The 16,354-nt window shown below is 77.2% G+C and carries 11 protein-coding genes and 1 pseudogene; 7 read left to right on the forward strand and 5 right to left on the reverse strand.

Features of this window, described 5'->3' with window-relative positions; translation table 11 throughout:
- The 7 genes from RKE29_RS05090 to RKE29_RS05120 form a co-directional block, all read left to right on the forward strand.
- Nucleotides 1-1,326 (forward strand): WD40 repeat domain-containing protein (locus RKE29_RS05090; RefSeq protein WP_369016025.1); only part of this gene is annotated, 1,326 nt, incomplete at its 5' end.
- 10 nt (nt 1,327-1,336) lie between these two features.
- Nucleotides 1,337-2,128, forward strand: coding sequence for a hypothetical protein (locus RKE29_RS05095; RefSeq protein WP_312003814.1), 792 nt, complete (start codon nt 1,337-1,339; stop codon nt 2,126-2,128).
- 40 nt (nt 2,129-2,168) lie between these two features.
- Nucleotides 2,169-4,184: a hypothetical protein gene (locus RKE29_RS05100; RefSeq protein WP_312003815.1), complete on the forward strand. Its 2,016-nt coding sequence runs from the start codon at nt 2,169-2,171 to the stop codon at nt 4,182-4,184.
- A gap of 30 nt (nt 4,185-4,214) precedes the next feature.
- Nucleotides 4,215-4,991, forward strand: coding sequence for a sigma-70 family RNA polymerase sigma factor (locus RKE29_RS05105; RefSeq protein ID WP_312003816.1), 777 nt, complete (start codon nt 4,215-4,217; stop codon nt 4,989-4,991).
- Nucleotides 4,991-7,417, forward strand: coding sequence for a dynamin family protein (locus tag RKE29_RS05110; RefSeq protein ID WP_312003817.1), 2,427 nt, complete (start codon nt 4,991-4,993; stop codon nt 7,415-7,417). The genes RKE29_RS05105 and RKE29_RS05110 overlap by 1 nt, the downstream gene beginning before the upstream one ends.
- Complete coding sequence (locus RKE29_RS05115; protein ID WP_312003818.1) at nt 7,417-9,006, forward strand: dynamin family protein; 1,590 nt, start codon at nt 7,417-7,419, stop codon at nt 9,004-9,006. The genes RKE29_RS05110 and RKE29_RS05115 overlap by 1 nt, the downstream gene beginning before the upstream one ends.
- Nucleotides 9,007-9,172: 166 nt before the next feature.
- Complete coding sequence (locus tag RKE29_RS05120) at nt 9,173-10,195, forward strand: hypothetical protein (RefSeq protein WP_312003819.1); 1,023 nt, start codon at nt 9,173-9,175, stop codon at nt 10,193-10,195.
- Here the strand turns inward: RKE29_RS05120 and RKE29_RS05125 are convergent.
- From RKE29_RS05125 to RKE29_RS05145, 5 genes and pseudogenes are all read right to left on the reverse strand, one after another.
- Nucleotides 10,126-10,701 carry a sigma factor-like helix-turn-helix DNA-binding protein gene (locus RKE29_RS05125; protein ID WP_312003820.1) on the reverse strand — a complete coding sequence of 192 codons (576 nt, stop codon included), beginning with the start codon at nt 10,699-10,701 and terminating at the stop codon, nt 10,126-10,128. The two genes, RKE29_RS05120 and RKE29_RS05125, sit on opposite strands and share 70 nt — an antisense overlap.
- 129 nt (nt 10,702-10,830) lie before the next feature.
- Nucleotides 10,831-11,415: a Pycsar system effector family protein gene (locus RKE29_RS05130; protein ID WP_312003821.1), complete on the reverse strand. Its 585-nt coding sequence runs from the start codon at nt 11,413-11,415 to the stop codon at nt 10,831-10,833.
- 191 nt (nt 11,416-11,606) lie between these two features.
- Nucleotides 11,607-13,067: a CoA transferase gene (locus RKE29_RS05135; protein ID WP_312003822.1), complete on the reverse strand. Its 1,461-nt coding sequence runs from the start codon at nt 13,065-13,067 to the stop codon at nt 11,607-11,609.
- 295 nt (nt 13,068-13,362) lie between these two features.
- A complete protein-coding gene (locus RKE29_RS05140) occupies nt 13,363-14,892 on the reverse strand; it encodes a glutamate synthase subunit beta (protein WP_312003824.1) in 1,530 nt (509 codons plus the stop codon).
- Between the two features lie 508 nt (nt 14,893-15,400).
- Nucleotides 15,401-16,057, reverse strand: a pseudogene (locus RKE29_RS05145) (ribonuclease BN); the annotation flags it as partial.
- Between the last annotated feature and the right edge of the window lie 297 nt (nt 16,058-16,354).

A 16,354-nucleotide genomic window follows, 5' to 3' on the forward strand; every position in this document is an offset into this window, starting at 1 on the left:
CCGGCGGGGCCGGGCGTGGAGCCGCTGGCGTGGCGGATCCCGGGCGGCTCGGCCCGGCTGGCCCGCTGGCTGGTCACCCCGCGGCAGGCGTACGGGCCGGGCGCCGCCCTGGCCCGGGTCCGGCTGCCCGACGGCGCGCTGTACGACCTGGTCGCCCCCTCGGCCGGGCGCGTGCTGCGGCGGCACGCCGTGCCGGGCGACCGGGTCGCCGACGGCGACTGGCTGGTCACCACCCTCCGGCCGCCGGCCCCGGGCGACCTGCTGCCCGGCCCGGTCCCCGGCGAGTGGGCGGCCGGCCAGGCCAAGGGCGAGGTGCGGGCCCTGGCGTGGAGCCCGCGGGGCGAGACGCTGTTCGCCCTCACGGCCGACGGCTCGGTGACGGCGGTGGACGCCCGCGCCGGGGCCCGCGTCCTGTCCCCGCCGGGCGGCGGGCGGGGGCACGGCCTCGCGGTCAGCCCGGACGGGGCGCTGGTCGCCTGGGCGGTCAACGACGGGCACGGACGGATCACGGTGGCCGACACACGCGGGGGGCAGGCGGTGTGGAGCGCGGAGCTGGACACGGCGGCCTTCGCCCTGGCCTTCGCCCCCGACGGCCGCACCCTGGCCGTCGGCGCCGGGGACGGAACGGTCCGGACGTGCGACGCGGCGGCCGGGGAGGGCCCCGGTGCGGTCCGGGGAGAGCCTGCCTTCGAGGTGGCGCTCCGCCAGGAGGGCGCGGTGCGCGGCGTCGTCTTCGACGGGGACGGCGGGCTGACGGCGGTCAGCCGGATCCGCCGGGAGCAGGGCCGCGTCACCACCTGGGCCCGCGTCACCGCCGGGGACCGCGGCGCCGGCCGGCCCCTCGCGGACATCCGCCTGGACACGCCGGTGGAGCGGACCGCGGTCAGCGCGGACGGCCTGCTGCTGGCCGCCTCCGGCCCCGGCGGCCACGCCGGATCGGCCCAGGGCCAGGACGCCCTGGTGTGGCTGTGGCAGGGCCCGCGGCGGCCCGCCGGGCAGCCGGGGCCGGACCGCGCCCCGGCCCCCCTGGCCCGCACCGCCCGGGGCACGGCCCCGGCCCTGGCCTTCAGCCCCGACGGCCGGCTGCTGGCCGAAGGCGGGCAGGACGGCCGCGTGCGGCTGTGGGACACCCGAAGCCGCGGCCACGTACGGGAGTTCGCGGCGGACGCGGTGGTGCGGGCCCTGGCCTTCGCCCCGGACGGGCACACCCTGGCCGTCGGCACCGACCGGGGCCTGACGGTGTGGGCGCTGACCGCGTCGGCGGCGCCGGGCCCGCGGCGGACGACGGACGACGGACGACGGACGACGGACGACGGACGACAGTGAGGCCACCACCATGACGCACCCACCCCTGCTGACCGCCTTCGGCGGCGCCCTGGACGCCCTGCGCGCCCGGCTGGATGCCACCGCGGCGCCCCGGGAGCTGGCGCGCGCGCTGGCCGGGACGCTCGGCGCGCCACCACCGCCCGGCACCCCGCTGCCCGTCGCACCCTTCGTGCAGGCGGTCGAGTCCGCGGTCTGCCTGACGCTGTACGCGCTCGCGGACGCTTCCGCGCCCCCGCCCGCCGGCGGCGACGGGCAGGCGGCCGCCCTGCCGGGCGCGGCGGCGGAGCCCGGCGGCGCGGCCTGGTTCGGACGGCCCAGAGGCAGGCGCCCGCGCCGGGAGGCGGACGGCCCGCCCGCCGAGGCGGCCCCCGCACCGATGCGGGTGAGCGTCGCCAAGGTGCTCGACAGCGTGCGCGCCGCCCTGGAGGCGGCCGACCAGGTGCTCGACGCGGCGATTCCCCGCCCCGCCGAGCCCGAGCCCCTGCCGTGGAGCGAGGACCGGGAGCTGATCGACATGCTGCACGACGTCCTGGCGGCCGGCGCCCGCGGACGGGAGGGCTTCGCGCTGCGCCGCATCGCCGACCTGGAGGAATCCCTGCTGGCCCACGGCATCCAGACCCTGCGCTACGACCCGGACGACGGCGCGGAGGCGGGCGACCCCGTCCGGTTCGACTTCGTGGAGGGGGCCCGCCCGGGCGAGCCGGGCATGACGCTCGCACCCGCCCTGGTGGACCTGGCGGCAGACAGCCGGACCCTGCGCCGGGGCCGGGTCCGGCCCGCACCGGCCGGCCCGCACACCTGACGAGGCATCACACACGACAACGCGTTCAAGGGGGGACGGCATGGGTTCCAGGGGGGACGACATGGCGGACGGCACGACGATCACCATCCTGGGGTTCGACCTCGGCCACGGCGACACCGCGGTCGCCAAGGTCCACGCGGGCTCACGGCCGCAGAGCGCGTCGCTCGGCGACCGCAACGCACCACCGGAGATCGTGCCGCTGGGCGGGGACCGCAAGCAGCACGTGACGGCCGTGGCGGTGCGCCGGGAGGACGGCGCGGTGCTGGTCGGGGAGGCCGCCGTCGAGGCCCGGGGAGCCGAGCTGTTCACCGCCTTCAAGAGCCCCGACCTCGACCAGGAGCAGGTGCGGCGGCCCTTGGAGCTGTTCGCCCGGAGCGTGGTGGCGCACGTGCGGGACGAGCGGGTGTGGAGGGACGCCACCGTCCGCTGGGTGTTCGGCCATCCCTCCGGCTGGACGACGGAGCAGGTCGCCGCATACCGGGAGCTGCTGGCCGGAGTCTGCACGCCGGACGGGGTCCTGCTGGTCCCCGAGTCCCGGGCCGCCCTGCTGTACGCCCGCGACTCCGGCGACGTGCCCGACTCCGGCGCGTTCACCCGCGGCGCGCTCACCGCCGCCACGCTCATCGTGGACATCGGCTCCTCCACCACCGACTACACCTACGTGGCCGGAGGCGTGGAGCGGCCCGTCGACCACGGCAACGTCGCGCTCGGCGCCCACCTCCTCGACAAGACGCTGCTGGAGCTGGCGATCGACCGCTCGCCCGACGCCGGCCGGCTGCGCGCGGCGCTGGCGGCCGACCCCACGGGCAGCGCGGCGCGGCAGCTGGAGATGGCCTGCCGCAAACTCAAGGAGCGGTTCTTCAACACCAGCCCCGAGCACTTCGCCGCCAACCCGCACAGCCGGGTGCGCACCACGGAGGAGGTCTTCACCCCCGACGGCGACGTCGTCGAGCTGCCCATCCGGATCTCCCCGGCCGACATGGAACACGTGCTCGACACCCCGCAGCCCGCGCTCGGCGGCCTGTCCTGGCGCGCGGCGTACCGGCGCGACCTCGCCGGGGCGCTGGAGCGCGTCGGCGGCGAGGCGAGCCTGGTGCTGCTGACCGGAGGGCCGTCGCGGATGAGATTCGTGCTGGACACCTCGCGGGAGCTGGCCGACCGGGCGCGCGTGGTGCTGGGGACGGAGCCGGAGTCGGCCATCGCACGCGGACTGGCGCTGGCGGGCCGTACGGAGGAGCGCACCCGGGGCTTCCGTGACGACGTCCGTCGATTCGTCGACTCCGGCACGGTCGCCGACCTCGTCGCCGAGCGGCTGCCCCGGCTCGCCGAGGGGATGGGTCAGGCCGTCGCCTCCGGCCTGACCGACCACCACGTCATACCGGCCTTCCGGGCCTGGCGCGAGCGGCACGTCGTCACCGTCGACGACATGTGCGCCCGGATCGTCTCCGGCGTCAACGCCGAGCTCACCGGTGAGGGCAGCGCCGCCCTCAAGCCGATCGTCGCCGACTGGACGTCCGAGCTGCGCACGGAGCTGGCCCAGCACACGGCCGTCATCTGCCGCCGGTGGAACCTGGAGCCGACCGCGCTCGCCCTGCCCGACGTGACGATGAGCGCGGGCGGCATGAGCGTCGCCGTCAACACCACGGCGGCCACCGAGGTCCTGGACAACCTCAGCACGCTGGTCACCGTGGCCGTGTCCGGAGTGGTCGCCGCCAGCCTCTTCGGCAGCGGGGCGGCACTCATCATGGCGACCGGCCCGTTCGCCGTGCTCATCGCCGGCGTCGCCGTCTTCGTCGGACTGGGCACGATGAAAGAGAAGATCATGGAGGAGATCGGGGACAAGGACATCCCGCTGCCGCTGCGCAGGCTCCGCGGCGAACAGGCCATGGTCCGCAAGCTGCGCGAGCAGGCCGCCGCCCAGGAGGGGGTCCTGGCCGCGGAACTGGCCGCGCAGTTCCAGTCCGACGGCAGCGGACGGCTCGGCAGGGAGATCACCGCGGCCATTGAGGAGCAACTCCTCAGCGTGGCGGCCGACGCGGAACTGCTCATCGCGTGACGGCCGGCACCGGCCGACCCAGGGGGGGACATGACGAAACACCTCGCAGGACCGCTGCGGGCGCCGGCCGCGACGGGCGGCGCACCCGCCGGCGGCGACGTGCCCGGACCCATGCCCGGCACCGGACCGGCACGGCCGGGCCCGCCCACCGGAGAGGGGCCGCCGGGCGCGGCCGGCCCGCCCCGCACCGGCCCGGCCGGCGCGGACAGGGCCGGCGCGCGCCCTCCCGGCGGGGAGCCCGGGTATGGGGAGTCCGGCGCCGACGCGCTCAGCGACGAGGACCTGGCCCTGCTCGGCGCGGTCGGCGACCACGAGGCGTTCGCCACGCTCCTGGGCCGGTACGGACCGATGGTCCGGGCCACGTGCCTGCGCATCGTCGGCGACCCGGACGACGCCGGCGACGCCGTGCAGGAGACGCTGCTGCGGGCCTGGCGGGGCCTGGCCGGCTTCCGCCGGGACGCCCGGTTCTCCACCTGGCTGTACCGCATCGCCGCCAACACCGCGCTGGCCGAGGCGCGGCGGCGGGGCAGTCGGCCGCTGCCCGCCGAGCGCCTGCCTCAGGAAAGGGAGTCGGTCAGGTCCGTCGGCGACCGGGTGACGGACCGGCTGTCGGTCCAGCAGGCCCTGGCGCTGCTCCCTCCGCACTACCGCGCGGCCGTGGTGCTGCGGGACTGCTGCGACTGCGAGTACGGCGAGATCGCCGAGATCCTCGCCGTGCCGCTCAACACGGTCAGAAGCCGGATCTCCCGGGCCAGACAGGCTCTGGTCGCGCTGCTCAGCTCCGACGACGAGGCAGGAGACGTGTGATGGACGGTGGACGCTGGCTCGACATGTCGGCCTTCCCCGACACCGACCCGGACGAGGCCGTGCCCGCGGAGACGCTGCGCACCCTGCGCGCGCTGCTCCGTGAGGCGGCCACTCCCTGGATCGACGACGAGAGCTGGGCCCGCATGCTCACCGAGGCGATGGACGGCCCCGCCCCCGACGACGAGACGCCCGACGACCAGACGCTCGACCACGCGACACCCGAGGGTGAGACACCCGAGGGCGAGGACGGCGCGGACCTCCCGCCGCCCGGAGCCGCGCCCGGCCGTGTCCCGGAGGCCCGATCGTCCGACACCGGTTCACCGGATACCGGTTCACCGGGCGTCAGGCCGGGACCCGGTGGCGGGGGCGGCGGGGCGGAGGCCTTCGACCGGCTCCGGCGGGAGGTCCTGCAGCTGTTCCCCCCGCTCACCGACGCGGCCCGGCGCCTGGGCGCCGAGGAGGCGCGGGTCCGGCTGGAGGCCGCCCGCGAGCGCCTGGACCGGGGCACGCTGACGGTAGTGGTCTGCGGCGAGTTCAAGCGCGGCAAGTCCAGCCTGCTCAACGCCCTGCTGGGCGACGTCCGCGGCCTGCTGCCGGTGGGCACCGACTACACCACCAGCGTGGTCACCACCGTCGGCTACGGCCCCGCCGAGCACGTCACCGTCACCACCCGGGACGCGGACGGCGCCGTCCGGGAGGAGGAGATCGACCGGGAGCGCATCGCGGACTTCGCGACCGAGCGGGGCAACGCGGACAACGCCCGCCAGGCGCTCACCGTGCGGGTGCGCGTTCCCCACCCCCGCCTGGCCGGCGGGCTGACCCTGGTGGACACCCCCGGCGTGGGCGGCGTGTACCAGGAGCACACCGCGGCCACCGCCGCGTTCCTGCCCCAGGCCGACGCCCTGCTGTTCGTCACCGACGCGCTGCGGCCGCTGACCGACAGCGAACTGGCCTTCCTGCGCCGGGCGATGGACAGCGCCCGCACCACCGGGGACACCGACGGGCAGATCTACGTCCTCACCAAGACGGACGCGGTGGCGGACTACACGCCGCTGCTGCACGACACCGTCGACAAGCTCCACCGGCTCACCGGACTGCCCGCCGACGAGCTGACCGTCCTGCCGGTCTCCAGCCGCGCCAGGCTGGACCACCTGGCCTCCGGCGACCCGGAGGACCTGGAGCTGAGCAACTTCCCCGCGCTGGAGGAGGCGCTGTGGGCGGCCCTGTCCCGGCGGCGCGCCAAGCTGCTTCTCGGCGGCGCCCTCACCGACCTGGAGGCGTGCGCCCTGTCGCTGCTGCGCCCGGTGCGCGCGGAGGCAGCGGCCCTGGGTGACCAGCGGGAGCGGGAGCTCCAGCGGCTCACCGCGGACTACGCCGGGCAGCAGCGCCGCATCGCCGAGCTGGACGGCGGCGGTTCGCGCTGGCGCGCGGACCTGCGGTCGGCGCTGAGCGGTGTGGAAACGCGGCTGAAGCGCCAGGCCCGCACCGCGCTGGGTGAGGTGTGGGCGCACGTCAACGCCGACTACCTCTATCAGGACGGCTACCTGGACAACCCCGACCGGCTGGTGTCCGAGCTCAGCGCCCACGCCGTGCAGACCCTGGGGGCGGTCAACGAGCTGGCGGCCCGTGAGGCGGCCCGCGTGGTGCGGGAGTTCTCCACCTACAACGGCCTGACCCTGGCCCCGGGCGGCATCGGCCGGCTGCCCGACCCGCCCGTGCCGACGCTGCCGCCCGTGGCTCAGCCGGAGGCCAGGCAGGACGCGGACCGGCGCAGGGCCACCAGCTCCAGCGTGGGCTTCGCCGTGGGTAGTACGGCGGGCGGTACGGGCGGCGCCGTGCTGGGCGCCCTGGTGGGCACGGTGCTGGCGCCGGGCCTGGGCACCGCGGCCGGGGCGCAGATGGGCGGGTGGATCGGTTCGGCGCTCGGCGGCATACTCGGCGCCGGGGCGGGCTACCGTACCGCCACCCGGACGCTGGAGAGCGAGCAGCAGTCCGCGCGGCGCGAGGCCCTGCGCCGCTCCCTGGCCCCGCTGCGCAAGGACCAGGAGCGCCACGTGGACGAGGCCGTGGCCGAGGCGGTCCAGGAGTGGGGCCGCGCGGTGGTGGCCGAGTTGGAAAGCCGGGTCGCGCAGGAGCGGGAGACCGTCACCCGGGCCCTGGACCGGCTGGCGGAGGCCCGCCGCACCACCGAGCACGACGCGCTGGCCCGGCGTGCGGAGCTGGAGCGGGAGGGCGCCGCCCTGGAAGCGACGCGGCTGCGCGTCGCGGTGCTGGCGGAAGAGGCCGACCAGCTGTGGACGAGGCCGGGCGGCACCCCCCGGCCCGGCCCGGCGCACGGGACGGACCAGGGCGGGCAGACCGGGGCCGGGCAGACCGCGCGCGACGAGCGGGCGGGCTCGGCGGCCGCGGGCACGGGGAGCGGCTGATGCTGCGGCGCCGCGTCGAGGCCGCGTTCGCCCGCGCGGAGGCGCTGCTGCCGCGGGCGGAGTTCCCCCGGGCGCGGCGCCGGCTGGACGAGATCCGCGCCGGGCTGGACGCCAGACTCCGGGTCGCCGTCGTCGGCCGGGTCAGCGCGGGCAAGTCCACCCTGGTCAACGCCCTGCTGGGCGAGGACCGGGCCCCCACGGGCGTGACGGAGCTGACGTTCAACGTCACCCGGCTGCACCACGCCCCGCGGGAGACGCTGACCGTGCACTACCGCGACGGCCGGCCCAGCGGCCCCGCCGACCCGGCGCGGCTGCGGGAGCTGGCGGCCCGCGCGCACGACGACCCGGACCGGCTCGCCGAGTTGCGTGCGGTGGACTGGCTCGACATGGGCAGCCCCAACGCGTGGCTGGCCCGCTTCGACCTCGTCGACACCCCTGGCCTCGACTCGTACGCGGGCGAGGACTCGGCCCGAACCCTGCGGTTCCTCGGCCGGACCGGCCGGGACGTGCACACCGCCACCGTGGAGCACGCGAGCCGCGCCGACGCCCTGGTCATGGTGTTCGCCTCGGGTCTGGCCCGGTCCGAGGAACTGCTGCTGGCGGAGACCGCCGGCGCCGGGGTGGCGGCCGGGCCGCTGACCGCGGTCGGGGCGCTGACCAAGACCGAGCTGTACTGGCCGGCCTGCCCCGACCCGATGGCCGAGGGGCGGCGGGTCGCCGACCGTATCATGGCGGCGGCGGGCGGCCGCCGGGTGCTGTTCGAGCTGCGCCCGCTGGCCGGCCTGCTGGCCGCCGGCGCGGCCGCCTGCACGGACCAGGACGTGGCGGACCTGACCGTCCTGTCCCGCACGGCGCCCGAGGCGCTGGAGGCCCGGGTGCGGCGGGGCCCGCTGTTCGCCTCCCGCCCCTACCCGGACCTGCCCGTGCCCGCGGAGCGCCGGGCCGGGCTGCTGCGCCGCTTCGGCGGCTGGGGCCTGGTGCTGGCCTGCGGCCTGGTCCGGGACGGGCTGACCGGCCGGGAGGCGCTGCGGGACGAGCTGCTGCGCCGCAGCGGCGTGGCGGGCTTCCGCGACCTGCTCACCGAGCACTTCGGCAACCGCGCCGACGTGGTCAAGCTGGACGCCGCCCTCCGCGAGGCCCGCGGCCTGGCCGACCTGGCCGGCCCGGACGGCGACCCGCGCACGCGGTGGCGGCTCCGGGAGGCCGCCGGGGCGGTGACCGGGCTGGCGGTCGCCGAGCACGCCTTCCGCGAGCTGGCCCTGCTGCGCGCGGCCTACGACGGCGCCGTGCCGCTGACCCCGCCGGAGCTGGCCGAGGTGCTGCGGGTCACCGGCGAGCACGGGCTCGCCCCCGCCGCCCGGCTCGGCCTGCCGCCCGGTGCTCCCCGGCCCGGGCTGACGGCCCGCGCGGCGGAGCGCCAGGCGTACTGGGCCGCGGTCGACCTGGACCCGGCCCGCGGTCCGGCCGTCGCCGAGGCGGCCCGCGTGGTGCGCCGCAGCTACGACCTCCTGCTGGACCGGATCGACCGGCAGCTGCCCGTCCCGGACGGCGCGGACGGGGCGGACTGGATGGACGGGGCCGGCCGGTGACCGGCCGGACGCGGCACGGGCCGCGGTCCACCGGGCGGCGGCCCGGCGGGTACCGGACCGGCACCGTGCCACCGGCGGGACCGGACCCGCCCGAGCCGTGCCGGGCAGGCCCGGCACGGCTCCCGAGGGCCGCACCGCGCGGCCCGGCGATCGGACAGGAGACGTCATGAGCCTCGTTCCTCCCGGCATCACCCGCGTGGTGTTCACCGTGGACATCGAGTCCTACAGCCGGCGGCTGCACCTCGAACAGATCCGCGCCCAGGAGCGGCTGCTGCGCGTCGTGGAGCACGCCTTCGACAACGCGGGGACCGAGTGGTTCAGCCGTCAGGACGGCGGCGACAGCATGCTGCTGGTCCTGCGCGCGGACATCGAGCAGACCCGGGTGGTGCCCCGGCTGCTCACCGGGCTGCGCGAGGCCCTGGAGATCGACAACCGGGGCCGGGACGCCTCCGGCCGCCTCCGGCTGCGCGCGGCCCTGGGGGAGGGGACCGTGCACGTCGCGCCCACCGGTTTCGCGGGCGGCCAGGTGATCGAGGTGTGCCGCTTCCTCAACTCCGGCCCCCTCAAGGCCGCGCTGCGCGCCTCCCCCGAGCGGGACCTGGTCACGGCGGTCACCGACCACATCTACCAGGAGATCGTGCGGCACGGGTATCCGGGCCTGGACCCGTCCGGATTCCGCGAGATGCTGGTCGACATCCCGGACAAGGGCTTCAGCGCCCGCGCGTGGATCGACGCACCCGTCCCCGACCCTCCGGCACCGGCCGCCGAGCGGACCGGCGCCCCGGCTCCGGCACCGGCGGGCGTCCCGCAGAAGGGCCCGGCGGCGGCCGGTTCCCCCGCGGGAAGGGAGCGGCGCCGTGCGCCGAAGCTGGACGTGGCGATGCGATCGGTGGAAGGGCTGTTCATCGTCTCCGAGCTGGGGCACAACGCGGAGGAGCGCCACGCCGACCACCCCCCTGCCGACCACGCGTCCGACCACCACCTCGCGGACGGCCAGGCCTCCGGCCACCGGGACGCGGGCTCCGGCCGTCACCACGCCGCCGACCCCGGCGGCCGGGACGGCCTGGGCGGAGAGCCGGCCGACGTGCTGGACGACGCGCTGGAGGATCTGGACGACGACTACGGCGACGAGGAGGGAGACGACGCGGGGGCAGGGGACGGCGACGGGTCCTGGGACGGCTGGGAGTGACCCGGGGCGGGCGGGCTCGCGGCCAGCAGTGCGGCGAGCTCTCGACGGGCCCGTACGGCCCGGGCCCGGACCTGCCGTGGCGGCTCGCCCAGCGCCGCGGCGGCCTCCTCGGCCGTCAGCCCGGCGACGTCGCACAGCGCGAGCACGGCCCGGTCGCGCGGGGCCAGCCGCCGCAGGGCCGCGCCGGTCGCGGTCGCGTCCGCCTCCCCGGCCCCAGCCTGGTCCGCCGCGGCCAGGGCCCGCCGCACCGCGCCGCGCACGAACAGCGCGCGGGCCGACGAGGGCACCGGGCCGCCGCCCTCCAGCAGCCGCCACACATCCCGAAGTGCCGCCGTCGCGGCCGCCTGTACGGCGGTGTGCCCCCCGACGACCAGCTGGCACACGCCCAGCACCCGTTCCCGGTGGCGCCCGGCGAGGGTGGCGAAGGCCGCCCGGTCGCCGTGCAGCACGCACCGCTCCAGCAGGTCCTCGTCGTCAATGACGTCGGCAGATCCCCGTGGCGCCATTTCTCCGCACCCCCCGTTCCGCGAAGGGGCGGGCGGGCCGTGCCGGCGAGCCGCCGCCCCTCCTGAAGTCCCTTCCGAGGGCTGGACCGTATGCTCCGGCCGGACCGCCGACCACATCACAGGACGGGTTCATCCGATGCGGTCCAGGAGCATCGCGGCCCCGCAGCCCGCCAGGGCGGCGGCGACGCACCACATGCCGCGCGCCACCGCCCGGTACTTCACCGTCACGATCGTGCTCACCTGGCGGAGCTGATTGACCGTCAACTCCAGGCGGGAGGCGGCCGACCTGCGCACGGCGTCGGCCAGTTCCTCGTCGGACGGGAAGTGCAGCGCGTCGCCGAAGTAGCCGACCAGCGCCTCCGGGTCGGCTCCGTGACGGCGCAGCGGCCGCGGGTAGACGGCACCGGCCAGCAGACCGGTGCCGACCGCGCCCACGGCGAGTCCGAGCCACCACAGCCACTGCACGGCCAGGCCCAGCGAGAACGGCGACCAGGACCCGGCGAACACGCCGCCCGCCAGTGCCCCGGCCGCCACTCCCACCGCGGCCAGCAGGATCTGGGCCTTGTTGTCCGCCCGTTCGACCTCGGCGTGCGCCTCGGCCAGCAGCGCGGCCGCGTGCTCCAAGGCGGCCCGGTCGGCGCCGTGCGGTTCGGGGGAGCCGCAGGTCCGGCACCCGAGAAGCGCGGCGGCTGCGATCAACCAGGAGGAGGCCATGCTGCGATTGTGCCCGCGGTGTGATCGCCGCATTTCCTCTTTCGATCACTTTGCGGCCTTTCCCGGCCCGGCCCTGATGACCGCCGCCGCCGTCGCCGCCGCCGGGGCGTCGGGGCGGCCGTCCGGGCCGGGAGCCGGGCCAGGTCGGCAGGTCCGACCGGAGGCCGCGGCGCCCGGCGCGCCGCCGCCGCTCACCGGCCGCCGTCGGCACCCTCCGCGCCCTCCGCCGCGACCGCGTCGCCGTCGGCTCCGCCGGCCGCGACCCGGTCGGGGACACCGAGGGCACCGGGCACGGCGGGGACCCCGACGCCCGGGTCCGGTGCCTCCGCGCCCGGGGCCCCGAAGCCGACCGCGCCGGGCTCGGCGACCGGCACCGGGGCGGTCGGCCCGGGTCCGGCCGGCTCGGCGCGCGGCGGCTCGGGCCCGGTCGGCTCGGCGAGGGCCGGGCCGGGGGCGACGACGCCCCGTTCGGCCATCCGGGCCAGCTGTTCGTCGGTGTACCCCAGCTCGCCCTGCAGGATCTCCCGGTTGCCCGACCCCAGCTCCGGACCGCACCACCGGATCCGGCCCGGGGTCGCCGTCAGCCGGGGCACGACGTTCTGCATCTTCAGCGGGCCGAGCCGCGGGTGGTCCACCGTGGTGATGGCCTCCCGGGCCGCGAACTGCGGGTCGGCGAAGATGTCGGCCACCGACATCACGGGCGCCACCGCCGCGTGCACCTCCTCGAACGCCCGGATGACCTCCTGGGAGTCCCGCGCGGCGATCCACTCCTCGATCGGCTTGTCGATCTCGTCCTGGTGCTTCAGGCGGCCGGTGTGGTCGGCGAACCACGGCTGCCGCACCAGGTCCTCCCGGCCCACCAGCCGCATCACACGCTCGGCGATGGACTGCGCGCTGGCCGACACGCCCAGCCACACGCCGTCGCGGGCCCGGTAGGCGTTGCGCGGCGCGGTGAACGGCGCCCGGTTTCCCGTCCGGCCCTGCACCACCCCCAGCTGGTCGTACACCGACGCCTGCGGCCCGAGGATCCAGAACAGCGGCTCGAAGATCGACAGGTCGATCATCTGGCCCTCGCCGCTCTTCTCGCGCCACCACAGCGCCGTCATCACGGCGAACGCGCCGGTCATCGCCGCCACCCCGTCGCCGAGCGCGAACGGCGGCAGCGTCGGCGGGCCGTCGGGGAAGCCGTTCATGTGCGCGTAGCCGGACATCGCCTCGGCGAGGGTGCCGAAGCCGGGCCGGTGCGCGTACGGGCCGGTCTGCCCGAAGCCGGTGGTGCGCACCATCACCAGCCTCGGGTTCAGCTCGTGCAGCACGTCCCAGCCCAGACCCCAGCGCTCCAGGGTGCCGGTGCGGAAGTTCTCTATGTAGACGTCGGCGGTGGCCAGCAGGCGCCGCATCGCCTCCGCGCCCTCCTCGTCGGACAGCTTGAGCGTGACCGCCCGCTTGTTGCGGCTCACGGTCGCCCACCAGAGCGAGACGCCGTCCTTCTCCCAGCCGAGCGAGCGCAGGGTGTCGCCGTCCGGGTGCTCGACCTTGATGACGTCCGCCCCGTAGTCGCCCAGAAGGGTGGCGATCACCGGGCCGGCGAACAGCGTGGCCGAGTCGACGACACGGATGCCCCGCAGGGGGAGTGGGGTTTCAGGGGTCATGCCTCGCCCTCCAGACCGGCGCGCCCGCGCGGGACGCCGACGCGGTGCGCGGTGCGCGCGGGCCGGGCGTGCGGTCGGGGGCCGGTGCATCGTTGAGTCCTTGACGACGCCACGAATTTACGGGATCGGCGCCCGCGCGGACGCCGGGTGCGGCGCCGGGCCGGGCCGTACGCCCCCGCGCCCGGGCCGCACGCTCCGCGCCCAGCTCGCACGCCCCCGCGCCTGGCGCACCGCGGGCCGGAAGGGACCGTACGGTCCGTACGCGCGGGAGACCGTCCGCGCGGGCGGGGTGCGGTCAGGCCGACAGCGGGCGGTCGGTGGGCGTGACCGGGCCGGTGAGGGCCGTGGAGCCCGTCAGGTACCGGTCCACGGCCGCCGCCACCGAGCGGCCCTCGGCGATCGCCCACACGATCAGCGACTGGCCGCGGCCCGCGTCCCCCGCCACGAACACGCCGTCGGCGCCCGCGCCGAAAGCGGCGTCGCGCGCGAAGCCGCCCCGCTCGTCCAGGCGCAGACCCAGCGGGTCGGCCAGGGCGCTGTCCGGCTCCGGGCCGCGGAAGCCCAGGGCGAGCAGCACCAGGTCGGCCGGGATCACCCGCTCGGTGCCCGGCACCGGCGTTCCGTCCGGCGCGGCCTCGGCCAGCCGCAGGGCCCGTACGGCGCCGTCCGGCCGGCCCGCGCCCCCGCGACCGTCCCGCGGCCCCGTGGGCGTCCCGTCCCCCTCGAAGCGGAGCGTGGCCGCGGAGAAGACCCGCGCGTCCGCGTCCGCGTACGGGGACGAACCCAGCTCCCCGGCCTCCTCGTGGGCGGCGGAGAGCCGGTAGACCTTCGGGTGCACGGGCCACGGCTCGCCGTCCGGCCGCCGGTCGCCCGGCCGGGGGTGGATGTCCAGCTGGGTGACGGCGGACGCGCCCTGGCGCAGCGCGGTGCCCAGGCAGTCCGCGCCGGTGTCGCCGCCGCCGACGATCACCACCCGCTTGCCCTCGGCCGTGAGGGGCGGCCGGGCGTAGTCGCCCTCCTGGACGCGGTTGGCGGCCGGCAGGTACTCCATCGCCTGGTGGACGCCGTCGAGCCCCCGGCCCGGCACCGGCAGGTCGCGCCAGGCCGTCGCCCCGACGGCCACGACGACCGCGTCGCAGCGCGCCCGCAGCTCGGCGGCGTCCAGGTCGGTGCCCACCGCGGCGCCCGTGACGAACGCGGTGCCCTCCGCCCGCATCTGCTCCAGACGGCGGTCCAGGTGGCGCTTGTCCAGCTTGAACGCGGGGATGCCGTAGCGCAGCAGGCCGCCCGCCCGGTCCGCCCGCTCGTACACCGTCACGGCGTGTCCCGCGCGGGTGAGCTGCTGGGCCGCGGCCAGACCGGCCGGGCCGGAGCCGACGACGGCCACGGACGTGCCGGTCCGCCGCGCCGGCGGGCGCGGCGGCACGTCCCCCTCCTGCCACGCCCGGTCGGCGATGGCCAGCTCCACGTTCTTGATCGTCACGGCGGGCCGGCTGAGGGCCAGGACGCACGCGCTCTCGCAGGGGGCCGGGCAGAGCCTGCCGGTGAACTCCGGGAAGTTGTTCGTCGCGTGCAGCCACTCGGCGGCGCGCCGGAAGTCCCCGCGGGACACCAGGGTGTTCCACTCGGGGATGAGGTTTCCCAGCGGGCAGCCGTGGTGGCAGAACGGCACGCCGCAGTCCATGCAGCGCCCCGCCTGGGCGCCGACGATGGGCAGCAGGGCGCCGGGCGCCGGCACCTCGTCCCAGTCGCGCACCCGCTCGTGCACGGGGCGGCGCCCAGGGAGCCGGGGCGGTGTGGTGAGGAAGCCCTTCGGGTCGGCCATGGCCGTCCTCCGTCAGCCGGGTTCGCGAGCCGGGCCGACCGGTCCGGCCGGCCCGCGCGGGCGCGGTCGGCCGGTCGCGGGGGCGCGGCGCCGGCCACCGCGAGCCGGACCTGGCGCCCGCGCTGACTGTCCCTCCAGCCTAAGCGCCCGGCGCGGGAACGGTCCGCGCGCGCCGGCGCCCGTACAGCGGGTACACACCCGCGCGCACACACCCGACAGAGCACGCGCCTCATCCGCGCCGCTTGCGACCGCCCGGGATACGGCCACGCCCCGCCCGCTGACCGCCGCCGGGACCCGGTCCGCCTCCCGGGTCCGGTCCGCCTACCTCGCCGGACCCGTTCTCCGCGGCCGTCCCGCCGGTCGTCCCACTCGCCGTCCCCTCGGCCGTCCCACCCGCTGTCCCGTCCTCCGGACCGGGCCCGCCGCCCGCGGAGCCCGACCGGTGTCCCGCGCCGGGCCCGTCCTCAAGGCCTCTCAGGCGCCGCAGCCATTGCGCCGGCACGTGCCGCTCCTCGTGCAGCAGGCGGCCGAGGAGCGCACCGCCGAAGACGACGAACCCGACGCCCACCAGCCAGGACTGGACGACCAGGACCGTGCCGATGGACCCGTAGGTGACGGCGCTGGAGGCGATCAGCGGGGAGAACACCAGATGGCTGAATATCCGCAGCCCCACCAGCCCGGCCACCGTGAGCACCGCGCCCGGCAGCAGCGGGCCCCAGCCGATCCGCCCGCCGAGCAGCACGCGCTGCGACCACCAGAAGAACATCACCGACGAGGGGACCGCGGTCAGGAACCGGGCGATCCCCGGCCCGATGTGCGCCGTCACCAGCAGGAAGCCGACCAGGGCGGCCAGCCACACCAGGTGCCGCCAGACGGTGTGCCAGCGGCCCGGGGACAGCTCCCAGACCTTCTCGTACCCGGTCTGCACCGCCGAGCCGAACTGGAGGCCGAAGAACGCGAGCGTCGCCAGACCGAAGGCCGTCGTCGTCTCCAGGGCCTGCCGCGGCGGGGAGAACAGCCGTTCCACCTCGTCCCGGGACGAGGTCGACACGCCGAGCCCGCGGGCCAGCCACTCGGGGAAGCCGTTGCCGTGCACGGGGTCGGCCGCGGCGACCACGATCAGCAGCGGCACCAGGGTCAGGAACCCCAGCGCGGCGAAGCCCATCGACCGGTGCAACAGCTCCAGGTCGCTGCCCCGGCGCCAGCCGCGGCCCGCGGCGGACCGGTGGAACGCGCGGCCCAGGCGGGCAGGCACCGTCCGGTGGCGCCTGAAGCGGGAGGACGTCTCGGGCTTGTCGGGCATGCATCTCGACTACCACACCCGGCGGCGAAGGTACGCGCGGACGGCGGGAAACCGCCACGGTCTTCCTCGCCCCGCCCCGTCCCGACCGTCCCGACCGCCCCGTCCCGACCGCCCCGGCGCGCCCAGCTCCGCCGCCGCGCCCTCGCGCCCGCCGCCCGG

The sequence above is a fragment of the Streptomyces sp. B1866 genome (assembly GCF_031932565.1).
Lineage (GTDB): Bacteria > Actinomycetota > Actinomycetes > Streptomycetales > Streptomycetaceae > Streptomyces.

Coding starts and splice junctions, on each gene's coding strand:
- RKE29_RS05130 (WP_312003821.1), bottom strand. CDS start 11,415: ATGGCCTCCTCCTGGTTGATCGCAGCCGCCGCGCTTCTCGGGTGCCGG.
- RKE29_RS05095 (WP_312003814.1), top strand. CDS start 1,337: ATGACGCACCCACCCCTGCTGACCGCCTTCGGCGGCGCCCTGGACGCC.
- RKE29_RS05105 (WP_312003816.1), top strand. CDS start 4,215: ATGACGAAACACCTCGCAGGACCGCTGCGGGCGCCGGCCGCGACGGGC.
- RKE29_RS05100 (WP_312003815.1), top strand. CDS start 2,169: ATGGGTTCCAGGGGGGACGACATGGCGGACGGCACGACGATCACCATC.
- RKE29_RS05140 (WP_312003824.1), bottom strand. CDS start 14,892: ATGGCCGACCCGAAGGGCTTCCTCACCACACCGCCCCGGCTCCCTGGG.
- RKE29_RS05115 (WP_312003818.1), top strand. CDS start 7,417: ATGCTGCGGCGCCGCGTCGAGGCCGCGTTCGCCCGCGCGGAGGCGCTG.
- RKE29_RS05110 (WP_312003817.1), top strand. CDS start 4,991: ATGGACGGTGGACGCTGGCTCGACATGTCGGCCTTCCCCGACACCGAC.
- RKE29_RS05120 (WP_312003819.1), top strand. CDS start 9,173: ATGAGCCTCGTTCCTCCCGGCATCACCCGCGTGGTGTTCACCGTGGAC.
- RKE29_RS05125 (WP_312003820.1), bottom strand. CDS start 10,701: ATGGCGCCACGGGGATCTGCCGACGTCATTGACGACGAGGACCTGCTG.
- RKE29_RS05135 (WP_312003822.1), bottom strand. CDS start 13,067: ATGACCCCTGAAACCCCACTCCCCCTGCGGGGCATCCGTGTCGTCGAC.